Source organism: Mycobacterium sp. NGS56 (assembly GCF_059812425.1).
Genome location: NZ_JCALCQ010000001.1, coordinates 215580 through 231888, shown reverse-complemented (window position 1 = coordinate 231888; position 16309 = coordinate 215580). Strand labels below are relative to the sequence as shown.

General features: G+C 64.3%; 17 protein-coding genes and 1 tRNA gene. 10 read left to right on the top strand and 8 right to left on the bottom strand.

Annotation, left to right across the window (positions count from 1 at the left end):
• Positions 1 to 5: 5 nt before the first annotated feature.
• Positions 6 to 1055, top strand: coding sequence for a P1 family peptidase (locus tag AC5Y4F_RS01120; RefSeq protein WP_067939318.1), 1050 nt, complete (start codon positions 6 to 8; stop codon positions 1053 to 1055).
• A gap of 48 nt (positions 1056 to 1103) precedes the next feature.
• Here AC5Y4F_RS01120 and AC5Y4F_RS01115 read toward each other — a convergent pair whose 3' ends face one another.
• The gene (locus AC5Y4F_RS01115; RefSeq protein WP_499994695.1) at positions 1104 to 1253 is read right to left on the bottom strand and encodes a hypothetical protein; all 150 of its coding nucleotides are present in this window, start codon (positions 1251 to 1253) and stop codon (positions 1104 to 1106) included.
• On the opposite strand from AC5Y4F_RS01115, the gene AC5Y4F_RS01110 reads away from it, so the two are divergent.
• From AC5Y4F_RS01110 to rph, 4 genes are all read left to right on the top strand, one after another.
• Positions 1240 to 1848: a rhomboid family intramembrane serine protease gene (locus AC5Y4F_RS01110; protein WP_067939321.1), complete on the top strand. Its 609-nt coding sequence runs from the start codon at positions 1240 to 1242 to the stop codon at positions 1846 to 1848. The genes AC5Y4F_RS01115 and AC5Y4F_RS01110 overlap by 14 nt on opposite strands.
• Positions 1845 to 2660 carry a glutamate racemase gene (gene murI, locus AC5Y4F_RS01105; RefSeq protein WP_499994692.1) on the top strand — a complete coding sequence of 272 codons (816 nt, stop codon included), beginning with the start codon at positions 1845 to 1847 and terminating at the stop codon, positions 2658 to 2660. The genes AC5Y4F_RS01110 and murI overlap by 4 nt, the downstream gene beginning before the upstream one ends.
• A gap of 72 nt (positions 2661 to 2732) precedes the next feature.
• On the top strand, positions 2733 to 3515 hold the full coding sequence (locus tag AC5Y4F_RS01100) for a cyclic nucleotide-degrading phosphodiesterase (RefSeq protein WP_067939327.1): 783 nt from the start codon (positions 2733 to 2735) through the stop codon (positions 3513 to 3515).
• A gap of 42 nt (positions 3516 to 3557) precedes the next feature.
• A complete protein-coding gene (rph, locus tag AC5Y4F_RS01095) occupies positions 3558 to 4337 on the top strand; it encodes a ribonuclease PH (RefSeq protein ID WP_067939328.1) in 780 nt (259 codons plus the stop codon).
• A gap of 47 nt (positions 4338 to 4384) precedes the next feature.
• Here the strand turns inward: rph and AC5Y4F_RS01090 are convergent, their stop codons facing one another.
• Positions 4385 to 4873 carry a nitroreductase family deazaflavin-dependent oxidoreductase gene (locus AC5Y4F_RS01090; RefSeq protein ID WP_067939332.1) on the bottom strand — a complete coding sequence of 163 codons (489 nt, stop codon included), beginning with the start codon at positions 4871 to 4873 and terminating at the stop codon, positions 4385 to 4387.
• Between the two features lie 163 nt (positions 4874 to 5036).
• On the opposite strand from AC5Y4F_RS01090, the gene rdgB reads away from it, so the two are divergent.
• Positions 5037 to 5651: an RdgB/HAM1 family non-canonical purine NTP pyrophosphatase gene (gene rdgB, locus AC5Y4F_RS01085; protein WP_197520678.1), complete on the top strand. Its 615-nt coding sequence runs from the start codon at positions 5037 to 5039 to the stop codon at positions 5649 to 5651.
• A 174-nt stretch (positions 5652 to 5825) separates the two neighbouring features.
• Here the strand turns inward: rdgB and AC5Y4F_RS01080 are convergent, their stop codons facing one another.
• Entirely contained in the window at positions 5826 to 6176 is a 351-nt protein-coding gene (locus AC5Y4F_RS01080) for a DUF3817 domain-containing protein (RefSeq protein WP_499994683.1), read from the bottom strand.
• On the bottom strand, positions 6173 to 6553 hold the full coding sequence (locus AC5Y4F_RS01075) for a hypothetical protein (RefSeq protein ID WP_067939340.1): 381 nt from the start codon (positions 6551 to 6553) through the stop codon (positions 6173 to 6175). Before AC5Y4F_RS01075 ends, AC5Y4F_RS01080 begins: the two co-directional genes overlap by 4 nt.
• Positions 6554 to 6648: 95 nt before the next feature.
• On the opposite strand from AC5Y4F_RS01075, the gene AC5Y4F_RS01070 reads away from it, so the two are divergent.
• Positions 6649 to 6732: transfer RNA gene (locus tag AC5Y4F_RS01070), tRNA-Leu, on the top strand.
• Positions 6733 to 7694: 962 nt separating this feature from the next.
• On the opposite strand, the gene AC5Y4F_RS01065 is transcribed toward AC5Y4F_RS01070, so the two are convergent.
• Together AC5Y4F_RS01065 and AC5Y4F_RS01060 are read right to left on the bottom strand one after the other, a co-directional pair.
• Positions 7695 to 9746: a molybdopterin-containing oxidoreductase family protein gene (locus AC5Y4F_RS01065; RefSeq protein WP_067939343.1), complete on the bottom strand. Its 2052-nt coding sequence runs from the start codon at positions 9744 to 9746 to the stop codon at positions 7695 to 7697.
• 42 nt (positions 9747 to 9788) lie between these two features.
• Positions 9789 to 11324: a cytochrome P450 gene (locus AC5Y4F_RS01060; protein WP_231986464.1), complete on the bottom strand. Its 1536-nt coding sequence runs from the start codon at positions 11322 to 11324 to the stop codon at positions 9789 to 9791.
• A 190-nt stretch (positions 11325 to 11514) separates the two neighbouring features.
• Between AC5Y4F_RS01060 and AC5Y4F_RS01055 the strand changes: the two genes are divergently transcribed.
• From AC5Y4F_RS01055 to AC5Y4F_RS01045, 3 genes are all read left to right on the top strand, one after another.
• The gene (locus AC5Y4F_RS01055) at positions 11515 to 12270 is read left to right on the top strand and encodes an SDR family oxidoreductase (protein WP_067939351.1); all 756 of its coding nucleotides are present in this window, start codon (positions 11515 to 11517) and stop codon (positions 12268 to 12270) included.
• A 135-nt stretch (positions 12271 to 12405) separates the two neighbouring features.
• The gene (locus tag AC5Y4F_RS01050) at positions 12406 to 13914 is read left to right on the top strand and encodes a class I adenylate-forming enzyme family protein (RefSeq protein ID WP_499994679.1); all 1509 of its coding nucleotides are present in this window, start codon (positions 12406 to 12408) and stop codon (positions 13912 to 13914) included.
• Positions 13911 to 14213: a hypothetical protein gene (locus tag AC5Y4F_RS01045; protein WP_067939356.1), complete on the top strand. Its 303-nt coding sequence runs from the start codon at positions 13911 to 13913 to the stop codon at positions 14211 to 14213. The genes AC5Y4F_RS01050 and AC5Y4F_RS01045 overlap by 4 nt, the downstream gene beginning before the upstream one ends.
• 74 nt (positions 14214 to 14287) lie before the next feature.
• On the opposite strand, the gene AC5Y4F_RS01040 is transcribed toward AC5Y4F_RS01045, so the two are convergent.
• Together AC5Y4F_RS01040 and AC5Y4F_RS01035 are read right to left on the bottom strand one after the other, a co-directional pair.
• The gene (locus tag AC5Y4F_RS01040) at positions 14288 to 14479 is read right to left on the bottom strand and encodes a ferredoxin (RefSeq protein ID WP_067939359.1); all 192 of its coding nucleotides are present in this window, start codon (positions 14477 to 14479) and stop codon (positions 14288 to 14290) included.
• A gap of 85 nt (positions 14480 to 14564) precedes the next feature.
• On the bottom strand, positions 14565 to 15764 hold the full coding sequence (locus tag AC5Y4F_RS01035; RefSeq protein ID WP_156750210.1) for a cytochrome P450: 1200 nt from the start codon (positions 15762 to 15764) through the stop codon (positions 14565 to 14567).
• Positions 15765 to 16309: the final 545 nt, after the last annotated feature.

Sequence of the window (16309 nt, the reverse complement as noted above, 5' to 3'; positions counted from 1 at the left end):
GGCAGATGAACGCCATCACCGATGTCGCGGGCATCCGCGTCGGGCACCACCAACGATTAGATCCCGACGCGTCCCTGGGCGCCGGCTGGGCTTGCGGCGTTACCGTCGTGCTCACTCCGCCGGGCACTGTCGCAGCGGTGGATTGCCGCGGCGGCGCGCCCGGAACCCGGGAGACGGATCTGCTGGACCCGGCCAACACCGTGCGGTACGTGGACGCAGTGTTGCTGGCAGGGGGCAGTGCCTACGGGTTGGCCGCCGCGGACGGTGTCATGCGCTTCCTGGAAGAACGCGAACGCGGTGTGGCGATGGATGGCGGCGTGGTGCCCATCGTGCCGGCGGCGGTGATCTTCGATCTACCGGTCGGCGGCTGGGAGTGCCGTCCGACGGCCGAGTTCGGTTACGCGGCCTGTGCCGCCGCCGAAGACGCAGCGGCGATGGAAGTCGGGACCGTAGGCGCCGGGGTGGGGGCCCGGGCCGGGGCGCTCAAGGGCGGTGTCGGGACCGCGTCGCGGGCGCTGCCGTCCGGCGTGACCGTAGGAGCGCTGGCCGTGGTGAACTCCGCGGGGGAGGTCGTCGACCGTACTACCGGTTTGCCGTGGATGGCGGAGCAGACCCGGGAGTTCGGTCTGCAGCCGCCGCCGGCCGAGCAGGTCGACGCCTTCGCTCAGTTGCCCTCCCCATCGAATCCGGTGGACAAGCCTCTCAACACAGTCATCGCGGTGGTGGCCACCGACGCCGCTCTGAGTCCGGCGGCGTGTCGGCGGGTGGCGATCTCAGCCCACGACGGCCTGGCCCGCAGCATCCGCCCGGCGCATACGCCGGTCGACGGTGACACGGTGTTCGTGCTGGCCACCGGGGCGGTCGAGGTAGACGCGGCGGCCAGTTCGAAACCGGTGCCCGCCGCGTTTTCGCCCGAGACCCCGCTTGCCACCGAGGTGGGTATCGCCGCCGCCGATTGCCTCGCCCAAGCGGTGCTGGGTGGCGTCTTTGCGGCGACATCGATCGCCGGCATACCGAGCTACCGCGACGTGCTGCCCGGGGCCTTCGGTCGATGAGATCGACCGGGCCGCAGCGCCGGTAGCCTTGACGATGCCGGAAACACGCTAGAAGGGCAGCCATGGGTAAGACCGCGTCGCGACGATGTAGAGCGGAGCGATGACGAGGAGCGGCGCGGGCGGCCCCTCGCGGGGACGTCCCGGGGCGCCCGCCGCCCCGAGCAGGAAGCGGTCCACCGCGACCGTGGGAGCCGCCACGATCCTCACTTTCGTCGCGCTGCTGTACCTGATCGAACTGATCGACCAGCTGACCCGGCACTCGCTGGATGCCAACGGCATCAGGCCACTGGAAGCCGACGGCCTGTGGGGCGTCATCTTCGCTCCGGTGCTGCACGAGAACTGGCAACACCTGATGGCCAACACCGTGCCGCTGCTGGTCCTGGGATTTCTGATGACGCTGGCCGGCCTGTCCCGGTTCGTCTGGGCGACCGCCATCGTGTGGATCCTGGGCGGCTTCGGCACCTGGCTCATCGGCGACATCGGCAGCAGTTGCGGGCCCACCGACCACATCGGCGCCTCCGGCCTGATCTTCGGTTGGCTGGCCTTCTTGCTCGTGTTCGGCATCTTCGTCCGCCGGATGCGCGACATCATCATCGGGCTGATCGTGATGTTCGCCTACGGCGGCGTCCTGCTCGGAGCCATGCCGGTGCTCGGCAGATGCGGAGGCGTGTCATGGCAGGGCCATCTGTGCGGAGCGATCGCCGGCGTAGTGGCCGCCTACATGTTGTCCGCACCGGAGCGTAAGGGCCGGACGAGGAAGGCCGGCAGCCCGGTGCCGCGGCCCAAGATATGAGCTCGGCATTAACACCCATCGGGATCTTCGACTCCGGTGTCGGGGGACTAACCGTCGCGCGGGCGATCATCGACCAGCTGCCCGACGAGGACATCATCTACGTTGGCGACACCGGACACGGTCCCTACGGTCCGCTGACCATCCCCGAGGTCCGCGCGCACGCGCTGGCCATCGGTGACGACCTCGTCGGCCGCGGCGTCAAGGCTTTGGTCATCGCCTGCAACACCGCATCGGCGGCGTGCCTGCGGGACGCTCGCGAACGCTACGACGTGCCCGTCGTCGAGGTGATCCTGCCCGCGGTGCGCCGGGCGGTCGCCACCACGCGCAACGGGCGCATCGGCGTCATCGGCACCCAGGCGACCGTCAACTCGCACGCCTATCAGGACGCGTTCGCCGCCGCCCGCGACACCGAGATCACCGCGGTGGCCTGCCCGCGTTTCGTCGACTTCGTGGAGCGGGGCGTGACCAGCGGGCGCCAGGTGCTCGGATTGGCCGAGGGCTATCTGGAGCCATTGCAGCGCGCGCAGGTCGACACGCTCGTGCTTGGCTGCACGCACTATCCACTACTGTCTGGGCTCATTCAGTTGGCGATGGGTGACAACGTGAGCCTGGTTTCCAGCGCCGAGGAGACCGCCAAGGAAGTGCTTCGGGTGCTCACCGAACGGGATCTGCTTCGCCCCCACGACGCACCGCCCGCGACCCGGGTTTTCGAAGCCACCGGCGACCCCGAGGCATTCACCGCGCTGGCGGCGCGATTCCTGGGGCCCGCGGTCACCGGTGTCCAGCCCGTACATCAGGTGCGCATTGATTAACGACTGCACGAGATTCTCGTCACACCAATGCGGCGATGTTTTCGTCGCGCTCGTATCGGGCATGGCACAGTAGTGTCCGTGCGAATAACCGTGCTCGGCTGCTCGGGCAGCGTAGTCGGTCCGGATTCGCCCGCGTCGGGCTATCTGCTCCGGGCACCGGATACTCCGCCGTTGGTCATCGACTTCGGAGGTGGCGTTCTCGGCGCGCTGCAGCGGTACGCCGATCCCGGTTCCGTGCACGTCCTCTTGTCCCATCTGCACGCCGACCATTGCTTGGATCTGCCCGGGCTCTTCGTGTGGCGGCGCTACCACCCGACGCGTCCGCTGGGTAAGGCGTTGCTCTACGGCCCCGGCGACACCTGGTCGCGCCTGGGCGCGGCATCGTCGCCCTACGGCGGTGAGATCGACGACTGTTCGGACATTTTCGACGTCCGTCATTGGGTCGACGGTGAGCCGGTGAACATCGGTGCGCTGACGGTGACACCGCGAGTGGTTGCTCACCCGACGGAGTCCTACGGCCTGAAGATCACCGATCGCTCTGGGGCATCGTTCGTCTACAGCGGCGACACCGGTACCTGCGATCAGCTCGTCGAGCTGGCTCGCGGCGCCGATGTCTTCCTCTGCGAGGCGTCATGGACGCACTCGCCGGAGCGTCCGCCCGCGCTGCATCTGTCGGGCACCGAGGCCGGGTTGGCCGCGGCCGAGGCCGGCGTTCACGAACTGTTGCTGACGCACATCCCGCCGTGGACCTCGCGTGAGGACGTGATCAGCGAGGCCAAGGCCGAGTTCGATGGTCCCGTGCACGCGGTGGTGTGCGGGGAGACATTCGATATCCGCCGCTCTGAGCGGGTGTGAGCTAACCGCAGCGATGCTGCATTGCCCGCTAGTGTTGGCGGCGTGACGAGACGAGAAGACGGCCGCCTTGACGATGAGCTTAGGCCCGTAGTCATCACCCGCGGTTTCACTGACCACCCCGCCGGTTCGGTATTGATCGAATTCGGTCACACCAAGGTCATGTGTACCGCGAGCGTGACCGAGGGGGTGCCGCGCTGGCGCAAGGGATCGGGACTTGGGTGGCTGACCGCGGAGTACGCGATGTTGCCGTCGGCGACCCACACCCGCTCGGACCGCGAAGCGGTCAAGGGCCGCCTGTCCGGACGCACCCAGGAGATCAGTCGGCTGATCGGGCGGTCGCTGCGTGCCTGCATCGATCTGGCGGCACTGGGTGAGAACACCATCGCCGTCGACTGCGACGTCTTGCAGGCCGACGGCGGCACCCGCACCGCGGCCATCACGGGTGCGTTCGTGGCGTTGTCCGACGCGGTGACCTATCTCGCGGCGTTGGGCAAGCTGTCTGATCCCCGCCCACTGTCCTGTGCGATCGCGGCGGTCAGCGTCGGAGTGGTCGACGGGCGGATCCGCGTCGATCTGCCGTATGAGGAGGACTCCCGCGCCGAGGTCGACATGAACGTCGTCGCGACCGACACCGGCACCCTCGTGGAGGTGCAGGGGACCGGTGAGGGAGCGACGTTCCCGCGGTCGACGCTGGACAAACTGCTCGACGTGGCGCTGGTCGCGTGCGACAAGCTGTTCGCCGCGCAGCGCGAAGCACTCCAGCTTCCGTATCCTGGCGTCCTTCCCGAGGGAGCCCCGGCGCCGAAGGCGTTCGGCAGCTGACCCGGCTGCTGGTCGCCAGCCGCACCTTGGCCTAACTGCCCCGCGGTTTACCCACCGCCGACACCGCGGCCAAGACGAGCCTCTTCCGGTCGGTCACGACTCGTTCTTTGCAGCTCGAATATCGGGATGGTGCGTGTGGTTTTTGACTGGTAATTCGCGAACGCGAACGCGGGTACGGTCGCGTTGATCTTGGGGATGATCGCCTGACGTTCGGACGAGTCGAGCTCGTGCGCGACGACGTCAAACGAGTCGGTGGCGAGTTCTACGCGGGCCCGCGGGTTGGCCCGCAGGTTGTGCACCCACCCCGGGTTGACGTCGGCGCCACCGTAACCCGCGACTATCAGCAGCTTGCCGTCGATACGGAAGACCACCAGCGGCGCGACGCGCGGCTCGCCCGACTTCGCGCCCTTCGTAGTGAGTAGCAACAGCTCGTTGCCTTCGAATCGCCCACCGACCTTGCCGGCGTTGGCGCGAAACTCGTCGGTGATGTTGTTATTGAGCGCCTTGAGCGTCTCGTTATCGGGTTTTTGGCTCACTGTGGACGAAGCTACTTCGTCGCCCTGTCTATTCCTTGCGGCGTGTCGCGCTGTACGTCGTACCGGCGCTGCTTAATGCGATTCGCGCCGCCGACTCATATCTCGCAGTGCGTAACGTGGCCGGGGTGCATCGGCAACGGCCCAGACGCGTGTTTAGGAATAGATGATGACCCGCCTGCTGGTCGCCAGCCGTAACCCGAAGAAGCTGGCCGAGCTGCGCCGGGTGCTCGATGCCGCCGGTCTGACCGGATTGAGCTTGGTGTCGCTCGATGACGTTGCGCCGTTCGAGGAAGCGCCGGAGACCGGCGCGGTTTTCGAGGACAACGCCTTGGCCAAGGCGCGCGACGCGTTCGCCGCGACCGGGTTGGCTTCGATGGCCGACGACTCCGGGCTGGAGGTCGCCGCGCTCAATGGCATGCCCGGTGTGCTGTCGGCGCGCTGGTCGGGCGCGCACGGCGACGACGCGGGCAACACCGCGTTGCTGTTATCGCAATTGCGCGACGTGCCCGAGGGACGTCGCGGCGCGGCGTTCGTGTCCGCCTGTGCGCTCGTCTCTGCCGCAGGGGAGGTCGTAGTGCGCGGCGAGTGGCCCGGCAGCATTGCGCGGGAACCGCGCGGCGACGGTGGCTTTGGTTACGACCCCGTCTTCGTTCCGCAAGGGCATGACCGCACGGCAGCGGAGCTGAGCCCGAGCGAGAAGGACGCCGTCTCGCATCGCGGTCGCGCACTGAGGCTGTTGTTGCCGGCGCTGGAAAAGCTGGCTCGATCCGGGGGTTAGCTACGTTGGCGAGGTCCGGCCGGGCGTCGTTGACTTTCGCCCCACCAGACGCGGCGGAGGGGGGTTGACCTTTTGCCCGCCTTCTAGCGACAAACTCGTCTCTGCCCACCGTTGTCGCTCAGAGGTGGGCATTCGCGCTGTCACGCCCGGCGAGATCGGTGTGGCGGTGGTGACCTATAAGCCGAAACGCGCTTTGACGTCCCGGGTTTGGAAGTGTTCGACCATGATGCCGAGCAGCGGAATGGTCCCGGAAAGCAGCACACCGACCGTCTTGCCGAGCGGCCAGCGCACCTTGACCGCCAGATTGAACGCGGTCAAAACGTAGATGAAGTAGACCCAGCCGTGCACGACTTCGATCCATCGGATCTCGTGGTGAAAGACGAGGTGCGAGACGATCTCGTAGCACAACGCGATGAGCCACAGACCGGTCGTCCACGCCATGATCCGGTAGCCGAGCAACGCGGTGCGGATCTTGTCGACGGGGACTGCAGGCACTGATGATCCGGGCGTCTCCGGTGTCGTCATTGGGCTGTCCTCTTCTGCTTTTCGGCGTCTTGTGCGGCGAGCTCGGCCAGGTAGGCGTTGTACTCCCGCAGCGCGGGATCGTCGGATGACTGCGGCGCGGGCTTGGCTCGCTCGGGCAGCAACCCGGCGGGTATCTCCGTCATCGCCGTTGTGCTTCGCGGCGGTGGCGGTTTCTCTTCATAGCGGACGAACTTGCGGTACGCGTACACGCAGAACCCAGCGAACAGCGGCCATTGCAACGCATAGCCAAGGTTCTGGAACGAGCCGGAGACGGAATTGAACCTGGTCCACTGCCACCAGCCCAGGGCAAGGCATCCGCACGCCGCGACGAACACCAGCGCGATCAGCGCCGGCCTGCGACGATGCGTAGTGGACACCCCTTGACCGTACCGCTCACGATTTGGGCCCGACGAATTCATCGGGTCAGCTCGCGGCAACTTGGAACTTTGGCAAGCGATACGATCGCCACGCCGCGGGCGTGATGGAATTGGCAGACATGCCGGCTTTAGGTGCCGGTGCTCGAAAGAGCGTGAGGGTTCGAGTCCCTCCGCCCGCACTCGTTCTGTGGGTCTATGGGCTGGTGAACACCGATACGGTTCTTTGCCGGCACCGCTGCACTGCGACGCGAGACGTTTGTCCCGCCGGTTTACGCGTGAGCCAGACTTGTCTAGTGCGCTTCGAAAATTCGCATAGAGGAAAAGGTGTCGCATTGCCGGGTGTCACAACTGCCTAAGGTACTGCCGAGACCGCCGGTTGCAGCGAGTGTCGAGCTTGCGCGTTCGGTATCATTTCCGGCGGGGCTGTTCTGGCCGGGGACCACCGACGGTTGCCTGGCTGAACCGCATGCCGCCAACCAGGCCTTGCGACTTGAATCTGTTGGCTTTTGTATCAATACGTCCAGCTTGATTGGAGCGATGGACACCGCGATCGCGCGGTCACGTCGGGTATCACCACTGCACCGCGAGGACCCGAGCCGACACTTCGACGGCCTGCGTGTCTGTGGTCTTCCGCTAAAAGACACTGTCGATGCCGGCGCCGTGGGCCGACAAGGGTCAGGTTCCAAAGGTTCAGTGCCTGCGTCTGGACGCCGGACAACGGTTCGCGCCCAACTAGGCGACCGCCGATCACATTCCACCAAAGCAGGTCACCGAAGATAGCTTCGAATTGCATTTTGGCACGAACAGTCTCGGTTATTTTGCAATCGCGGGACTGCCGTCGGAGAACATGTTGACCGTCGAGGGGTCGTGAGTTGTCTTCGTCAGCAGCAACTTTCACAAGATGGGTGGTGCCATTCTCTTCGACGATCTGAATCTGTCGTCCGGGTTGCGACAGCGCGAGGCGATCCAGAGCACGCTGAGAAACCAGGCTTTGCGGCCCGAATCTGTTGACGCTTAGTTGAATAGACCGAAGAGTACCCCACGTCGGTTGCGGCCATCGTCAACCACCTGATGCTCAACAGCCAGTGCCTGCGCTTCGCGCCTAAGTAAGTCGCCGCCGTCGACTCGACGGGGGAGATAGTCAGGTGGTGATGCGCTCCACTTCGACGGGCACGGCGGTGACGCTGGGCTGGCCGGTCAGCAGATCGGGCGCGGGATCTGTCAATCGATTGACGTTCTGGCTGTGCCATCCGTGCGCGATCCAGACGGTCTCGCGGGCCATCGACGGATCCACGAGCACCTCTCCCGTCACCTCGCCGCGTCCCGTGTGCACCCGCACCCGATCTCCGGTCTCTATCGCGCGTTCCCGCGCCACGTCGGCACTGATCCGGATGCGAGGAGCTCCTTCGCCATTCGTTATCCCGTAGTGCGAGCTGTTGACACTTTCGATCGTGCGACCGTTGACCAAGCGGGGTCCGGCAACGTCGCTGCGCAACACGAGGCCGGGCAGGCGCTCGGTCAGCACGCGAGGCGCGAGCCTCCACTTCCCGCCCGGCAGCGCCTTCTCGTGAAACCACCCGTAGCGAAAGTCGACGTCGCGGCCATCGATACCCGCCTCGAAGACGGCCTCGGCGTCTGCACAAGTCAGGCGGGTAATGGCGTACATCAGCTCTCGGTCCGTCACGGTCTCGGCGTCGACTCCGGGGATCACTGACAAAATGTCGAAACCCATGCGGGACCCCACCGCGGAGAGGACCTGCCACACGTGCCGGCGTTGCGCGCCCGGTTCCACGATCGCCGTCGACACATAGGCTCGTTCGAATCCGTACTGCGGGAGGAAGCGCATGTCGTGGCGTTCGGTTTGCCAAGTGCACGGGACGACGTGTGTGGCGATCTCCGTCAGCTCCCACTCGAGGATGTCGATCACCACGAGCACCTCGAGGGTGGCGAGGGCCGCACGGAGCCGCGCTGCGTCAGGTGCGGCCCCGATTGGATCGGCTCCCACGACAATCAGCGCACGAATGTTTCCCGCCTCGATCTCGTCGACCATGGCGACGGACGGTCGCTCAGTGAAGATCTCGCCAAGTTCCGGCCGACTGGCTGGGCCCGGGCCCGTCGAGCCGCCTTCGGGCGCATGCCCTTCCCATTGCGGTCCGTCCATCATCGCGTTGTTCCCGGGCAGGAAGCGCATTCCGCCCTGGCGGTCCAGCGAGCCAGTGAGGATGCTCACTACCCAGATCAGCCAGTACGTCACTACCGCGTCGGGAGAGAAGGAAATCCCGGTGCCGGGCAGGAACGAGACTTTGCCGTGCCGCTTGATAGCGGCGAGCAGATCGAGCAGGTCCCGTTCCTCGAGTCCCGTCCGGTGCGTCGCCACCTGGAGATCAAAGGGTGCAAGCACGGTGCGCAGATTCTCGACATCGCCTGCATCGCAGGCTGTTTCGAGCTCGTCGGCGTCGAAGCCATCCCGCAGGAGCTCGCGTGCGAGCCAGGCGAAGATGAACACGTCTGACCCCGGCCGGGGCGCGAGGTGTCGATCTGCAATCCGGGCGGTGCGCGTGGCTCGTGGATCGATGACCCACACCTCGCCGCCGCGCTTGCGGAACGCGCGGACCCGGTCGTTGAAGTTGGTGGCCGGCGTTCCGACGTAGCCGCCGGACACCGACGGGTTCTGCCCGACGACGACCGTCAACGTCGAGGCCGGCTCATCGGGGACCCAAACCGGCACGGCTTGGGTGAAGCCGGTCACCAACTCAGCCGCCCGCATCAGCGGTGCCACATCGAGTGTCAGTGAACTGTAGAGCGACTTCGTGCCGACCATTCCAAAGAAGGTGTGCATCGCGAACAGCTCGTTGACGGAGAAGGTTCCCGTACCGGAGAACTTCGCAATGCTGTCGGGGCCATACTCGTCCTTCAGCCGATGCAGCTTGGTCGCCAGATCGTCGAAAAATTCGGTCCATTCGACCTCGAGACCGCCGATGCGCGGCCGGTCGATTCGGTGCGCGGCATGGTGCACCCGTGGGATGTTCCGGCCCTTTTTGCAGCTGTAGCCGTGCGATGCTGGATGGTCACGATCGGCGACGACCTTGGTGATCTGGTCGCCCTCCACTGTTGCGTACATTCCGCAGCACGCTGCGCAGAGAAAGCAGTTGAATCGCACCAGTTGAGGCGCCGTCGCCTCTTCATTGATCATGCGGGGTCACTCTCGACTTCGCGTGCTAAGAGGTTGCGGCCTTCACGAGTGGGCGTCCGCCAGATCGGCTGGGTCGGCGGCAGCGTCCCGGCGAGTCACCCGCACATTGAGTTTCGCCAGGCCCCGCAGTGTGGGATTGGTACGCCAGCCGGGCTCTCCCACGATCTCGATGCGGTCCACATGCTTGACGATCTCGCGCAGCACGGTGTGGCCCTCCAGCCGCGCCAACTGCGCGCCCAAGCACAGGTGAACCCCCGAGCCGAACGATAAGTGGCCGGTGGGGTTGCGTTCTACCCGAAACTCGTCCGGGTTTTCGAAATGACGTGGATCTCGATTCGCCGCGCCCCAGAGGAGCAACACCCGTGATCCTGCGGGGATCGTCGCCTTCTCGACCACATAGTCGGCGCGCGCCGTACGGTACAGACCTTGAATCGGCGCGTAGTACCGCAGCTGCTCTTCGATGGCGCTGGGGATCAGATCTGGGCGATCTTGAAGAAGCTGGAGCTGGTCGGGGTTGTCGGACAACGTCAGAAAGAGTGTGCCGAGCATGTTCGTCGTGGTTTCGTTGCCGGCCAGCAGCAGGAGGAAGGCGAAAAAGAACAGCTCGTCGTTGGTGAGTTTGCCGCTGTGCGCGTTGGCCACCAGTCGACCCAGCACGGTGTGCTCGTCGAGCAGTTGTCCTTGGCTCAGCTTGTTGGTGAAGTAATGGTGGAAATGGCCGATCGCCCTCATACCGGCGATCCCCTGCTTCACGCCCGAGAGCGACATGTTCGCGTTGGCCAGGCGTACAGTTTCGTTGGACCAATCCTTGAAGGCCGCCAAATCGTCGTCGGCGATGCCGAGGATGTGCGCAATCACAGCCGTAGGCAATGGCTCGGCGAGCGTATGTACAACGTCCACTTGACGATTCGCGAACAGCGGGGCGGTGTGGTCGACTGCGAGTTGTTCGACCATGGCTTGCCACGACTCCAACGCGCCACGGGTAAAGGCGGGCTGGGCTTGCTTGCGCATTGCGGTGTGTCGGGGAGGATCCACCGTCAGCAGCGACGGCGAGCGCATGCGGTTGTAAGAAATACCGTCAGCGCTCGACAACACATGAGAGGCTCGGGCACCAGCGCGTACGTGCTCGTAGCGACTCAGAATGTAGATGCCTCTGCGCGGGTTGAATAGAACGGGCCCGCGTGACAGGAGCTCACGGTAGTGGGGATAGGGGTCCGCCGTCGTCGCCGGATCGAGCGGATCGAAGTCTGTGATTTCGACGCCGCTGGGAATCGGCCGCCTGCGAGCCGCACGCACGACGCCGTTAGCCATGTCGTCGAGGAAGCCCATGGCAAGGCTGGGCCCGTACATTTTGAGGAATCGCAACTGCGATCGGATGGGCATGGTGGTCAAGCCTAGAACGGCCCCTGCAGGCTGTAAATATCTAAACATCATAGACTTTGTGCCGTTTCGCTTGCGATACATTCCAAGCCAATGCCGTTGTCGCAGGAAATAGGTGCGCTCGTAGCAAGTCGGCGCGGGCTTTTCGATTACGTTCAGGACGCTGAAGCGGCTCGGCCGGAGCTGAGACAATGCCACGGACAGAACGTTATCGACGACATTCGCGCGGTATCTGGAGGGCAAGGTCTCAAGCGGTTGTAGGCGTTTGCTTGACTTATTTATCTGAATTAGGAAAATAGCAATGAGCGCTCAGAGCTGATCTCCGGCCTGAACGGAGCACGTATCCGCGATGTCGCCCGACGTCGGTTTGCAACGGAGGAGCGAGTAGGTGCCGAACTGGGGTCAGGACCTGGAAGGGGTCCGCACACTGGTCGTTGGCGCGTCCTCCGGAATCGGTGAGGCGGTGGCGGTCGCGGCGCATGCCCGAGGGGCCCGCGTGTGTGTGGCCGCTCGCCGCTTCGACCGGTTGAAACGGCTGTCCAAGGCTCTTGGTGGATCGGCGCACGAGCTCGATGTGTCCGACCCTGCAGCGGTTGAAGAAGTGCTCAGGGCCGTCGATACCCGCCTCGGCGGGCTCGATGCCCTCGTATATACCAGTGCTGTTGTTCCGTTCGCCCGTATTGAGGAGACGGACTCCACCACCTGGATGCACGCATTCGCTGTCAATGCCGTCGGCGCATCTCACGTGATGCGAGCGGCCGCGCCCTACTTCGCCCGTGGCGCCGTCGCCCTAGTCACCTCTAGCCACGAGACTGGACGTCCGCGGGTAGGGGTTGCAGCATATAACGCGAGTAAGGCTGCTCTCGATGAGATTTGGCGTTCATGGGGGGTAGAGCACCCTTCGGTGAACGTGGTCCGGGTGAACCTCGGCCCTACGAATGGGACCGAAATTTTGCGAGGAGCCGACCAGGATCTGCTTGCCGACCTCAATAACACGTGGGCACAGCAGGGAATCACATCCGAGTCGGTATGCGACGTCGTTGACGTCGCCAACACTTTGCTGTCGCTGATCGCAAACGCTCGACGCACGCCGTCGGTCCGAATCGAGACAGTCCATATCGTGCCGCGTCCCAGGGCCGAGTAGCCGAGCACTGCGCCGACATGATAAGCGGGAATCCACAATGGTTCTGAGACCCTACGGCGGTACCGTCGTTCATTGTCAGGCCAGTGACGGCTGCCGAGCCGGCACTGACGTTCCCAGTGCTGGTCCGGTGCGACTATGAGCATTTCGGTGTTGTTGGAGATGGCGTCGTCGGCGGATCCGGACCGGACGGCTGTGGTGTCCGATGGCTTTCGGCTGACGGTGGCGGAGTTGAGTGATTTGGCCGACGGTGGAGCAGGTGCCATCGCGTCCTCAGGCGCCGAGCATGTCGCTTATCTCGGCGCCGGCGGGGCGATGCTGCCGCTGCTCTTGTTCGCCTCGGCGCGGGCTGCGATGCCGATAACCCCACTGAACTACCGACTTTCCGCCGATGGTCTGCGTACCCTCATCGGTCGGCTCGCCGAACCACTGGTGATAGTCGACGACGAGTACCGAGACATGATCGGCGCAGCCGGCAAGCAGGTGCTGTCATCGGCCGAGTTCCTGCACGCTGCACGCAGCGCCGAACCCTCTGCTGAGTTCGCCGATCCGGAAGCGGTTGCGGTCGTGCTGTTCACGTCGGGCACAACATCAGCCCCGAAAGCAGTTGAGCTGACCCACAATAATCTGACCAGCTACATCACCGGCGCGGTGGAGTTTGGCTCAGCCGATCGCGATGACGCGGCGCTGATCTGCGTGCCGCCGTACCACATCGCCGGCGTCTCAGCTGCACTGTCGAACCTCTACGCGGGCCGGAAGATGGTTTATCTGACCAACTTCGATGCACATGCCTGGGTCAGGCTCGTGGGCGAGGAAGGGGTTACGTCAGCGACGGTGGTGCCAACGATGCTCGATCGGATCGTCGCCGTGCTCGAAGAGTCTGCCGGAAAGGGGCCGACGTTGCCCACTTTACGGACCCTGGCCTACGGCGGTTCAAAGGTTGCCGCGCCGCTGGTGCGCAAGGCACTTTCGTTGCTACCCGAGGTTGGATTCGTCAACGCCTACGGGCTCACCGAAACCAGCTCCACGATCGCTGTTCTCACACCCGACGACCATCGGGTAGCGCTTGCATCCGATGATCCGGCAGCCGTGCGTCGGCTCGGTTCGGTAGGTCAACCGGTGCCAAGTGTCGAGGTGCAGATCCGCGGTGAGGACGGCACGGTGCTCGGCGCCGGTGAGGTGGGTGAGCTCTTCGTCAGGGGCGAGCAGGTGTCGGGCCGCTACACAGGCGTCGGTTCCGTACTCGACGAATACGGCTGGTTTCCGACCAGGGACGTGGCCTACCTCGACGAGGAGGGCTACCTATTCATCGGGGGGCGTTCGGATGACACGATCATTCGAGGCGGCGAGAACATTGCCCCGGCCGAAATCGAGGAGATCCTCGTCGAGCATCCACGCGTGCGCGACTGCGCGGTGGTGGGCGCCGACGATTCCGAGTGGGGTCAGATCATCGTCGCCGTCGTGGTGCCCACCTCAGGTGCCACACCCGACGTGGAGGACCTGCGCTCCTACGTTCGCCAGCAGCTTCGCGGGTCACGGACCCCGGACAAGGTCGTCTTCCGCGACGAACTGCCCACCAACGCGACCGGCAAGGTGCTACGGCGCGATCTCGTCAGCGAGCTGAATTTCAGTAAGGAGCCTGCATGATCAAGAACGGAACGCGTCTACAGAGTCAGGTATGCGACACCCAGGTGATCGTGGTGCGTAGCGCCGACAGTCTCGATGACCTTCGAGCCGGCGGTGTACCGATGGTCCCCGTTGGCACCGAGGCCGCCGCGGGCGTGACTTTCGACCCCGAGTTCTCGGCAGGCACGCTCATGGGCAAGCGCTACATCGATGACACCGGCGCCGAGGTGCTCGTCACCAAGGCGGGCAACGGTTCGCTGTCGATCGGAACCATCCCCTTGGTCATCAAGGAAGCCAAACCGCTGCCCGCCAGCGACTGACTGCGTGGGTCTGCGCCAAACCCTCGCGTCGCTCACGGGCCGTTTCGAACCCCTTGTGCCCCTTGAGACCTGACTCAATCGCGGATTTGAATAGCCTGCTTAGGACAGGCGTGAGCTGCTGCTTGCACCTTCTTGCGCAGTGCCTCGTCAGGCTGCTCTTGCAGGACTTTCAGAGTATCGTCGGGTTGCATTTCGAACACTTCTGGCGCCTCGGTCGCGCACATGGCGTTACTTTCGCAGATTTCCCAATCCACAACGACTTTCACAGCTGCCTCACCCTACCCTTCACCATGAGCGTGGTTTCAAAAGCCGGTAACCCGGCTTATCGTGAGAACGGGAAATTGGCATGTCTCATAAGGTGATCGGTACAGAACTCCAGCCGCGGACGGTGCTTGTGTGCACCTGTACCGCAGCGGACATGTCGGCGTCCCATTCAGGGAAGCGGCGCACCGTTTCCTGCAGCGCAATTCGACCCTCGAGTCTGGCCAGTGCGGCCCCAAGGCAGTAGTGGGCTCCGATCCCAAAGGCGACGTGCTGCTTGGGTTCTCGGGTGATGTCGAATTTATCTGCGTTCGGATACTGGCGCTCGTCGCGACCGGCCGACCCGGTCAATAATAGTACCTTGGACTCCGCGGGAATCACCGTCCCGTGCATTTCCACCTCGTCGAGCGTCCACCGGCCTTGTACAGGTGACGGCGCCTCATAGCGCAGCAGCTCCTCGACGGCTCCCGGGATGCGGCTGTGGTCCTCGACCATCAAGCGGAGCTGGTCGCGGTGCTTGGGGAATGTGACTGCAGCCCAACCCAGAAGTCGTGCAACGGTTTCGGTGCCTGCGGTGACGAGCAGACCTCCGAAGTCGGCGGCCTCGTTGTCTGTCAGCTTTCGGGTGACACCCTGTTCATCGGTCAGCTCGGTCTGGGTCAGGGCGGTAAACAGGTCGTCTTTGGGATTGTTGCGTCGCTCCTTGAGCGCGTCGAGGATGTAGCCCATCACCCACATGCGCGCATTGATGGAGATCTCGTTGATCATCCCGGCCTGCGGGTCGATGTGGAAGATCTCGTCGATCTTGAGCCGGACCTCTTCGCTATCGGACTCCGGCACGCCGAGCATGGACGAGATGACCATCGAGGGCAGTTGCTGGGCGAAGTCGGTGACGTAGTCGAAGCCGGCACTTCCGAGGTGGGGGTCGAGCAGTCTGCCGCAGAGGGCGCGGATTCGGTCCTCCATCTCTGAGGTCCGCTTTGGAGTAAACGCTCGGGAGATCAGCGCTCGCAGCGCAGTGTGCGAAGGCGGGTCCATGAAGATGAGTACTTCCAACTCACCGAAGTCGTTACCCATGTACTCGAGCACCGTGCCATGAGAGGACGAGAACGTCTTGGTGTTGCAGGAGGCGGCCTGCACGTCGGCGAAGCGGCTCAGTGCCCAGAAATCGTGCTTGTCGTTGCGGTACACGGGGAATTCATCGCGCAATCGCCGCCACACGGCATGCGGGTTTTTGTCGAGCTCGGCGTCGTACGGATCCCAGTAAATCTCGTCAACTGCTGCGACCACGTGCACTCCCCTCGTGTCTGTTCAGTTCGGTGCCGCCGTCTGGCGTTGGATGTGTAACGCCGCGCCACAGCACCCTCCCACGAACCATTCCTTCTCGCCGGTGGACGCGCGCTCTTGCGGGTAAAAGCCGAAGGTGGGTTGATGGAGATTATAATAGGCGACTAAAAAAGTCAATGTCGTGGGAATTTGGGAGGATTGAGGTCGGTTGCCCGGTGACGGCGCGATGCACGGGGACGCCCTTAAAGCCGACGGAGCAGGTCGAATCTTGACCCGGGGGCGTTGGCGCAGGCAGAGGGCCGGCGCCATGGACATAGGGTCGGCTGAGCTAGGCCCTCCGCCGATACTCGACAGACTTCCCGAATTGGTATAAAAAAGAGGCGGTCGTTTGGTTTCCGCTCGACATGCGGGCCGGGATGGGGTTGTGGAGTGACTTTTGGCGCGCGAACCCATGGTGGCGCGGTCGCAGGCGGCTTGCCGACTTTGAGTGCCGCTCCCAACGTCCGACTGCGCAGGCGGCCCGGGAGCGGACGGCGACCAAACACCTT

What these genes read in the sequence shown, in the direction of transcription:
- rdgB (WP_197520678.1), top strand. Translation starts at nt 5,037, where the DNA reads ATGATGACCCGCCTGCTGGTCGCCAGCCGTAACCCGAAGAAGCTGGCC.
- AC5Y4F_RS01080 (WP_499994683.1), bottom strand. Translation starts at nt 6,176, where the DNA reads ATGACGACACCGGAGACGCCCGGATCATCAGTGCCTGCAGTCCCCGTC.
- AC5Y4F_RS01050 (WP_499994679.1), top strand. Translation starts at nt 12,406, where the DNA reads ATGAGCATTTCGGTGTTGTTGGAGATGGCGTCGTCGGCGGATCCGGAC.
- AC5Y4F_RS01065 (WP_067939343.1), bottom strand. Translation starts at nt 9,746, where the DNA reads ATGATCAATGAAGAGGCGACGGCGCCTCAACTGGTGCGATTCAACTGC.
- AC5Y4F_RS01045 (WP_067939356.1), top strand. Translation starts at nt 13,911, where the DNA reads ATGATCAAGAACGGAACGCGTCTACAGAGTCAGGTATGCGACACCCAG.
- murI (WP_499994692.1), top strand. Translation starts at nt 1,845, where the DNA reads ATGAGCTCGGCATTAACACCCATCGGGATCTTCGACTCCGGTGTCGGG.
- AC5Y4F_RS01120 (WP_067939318.1), top strand. Translation starts at nt 6, where the DNA reads ATGAACGCCATCACCGATGTCGCGGGCATCCGCGTCGGGCACCACCAA.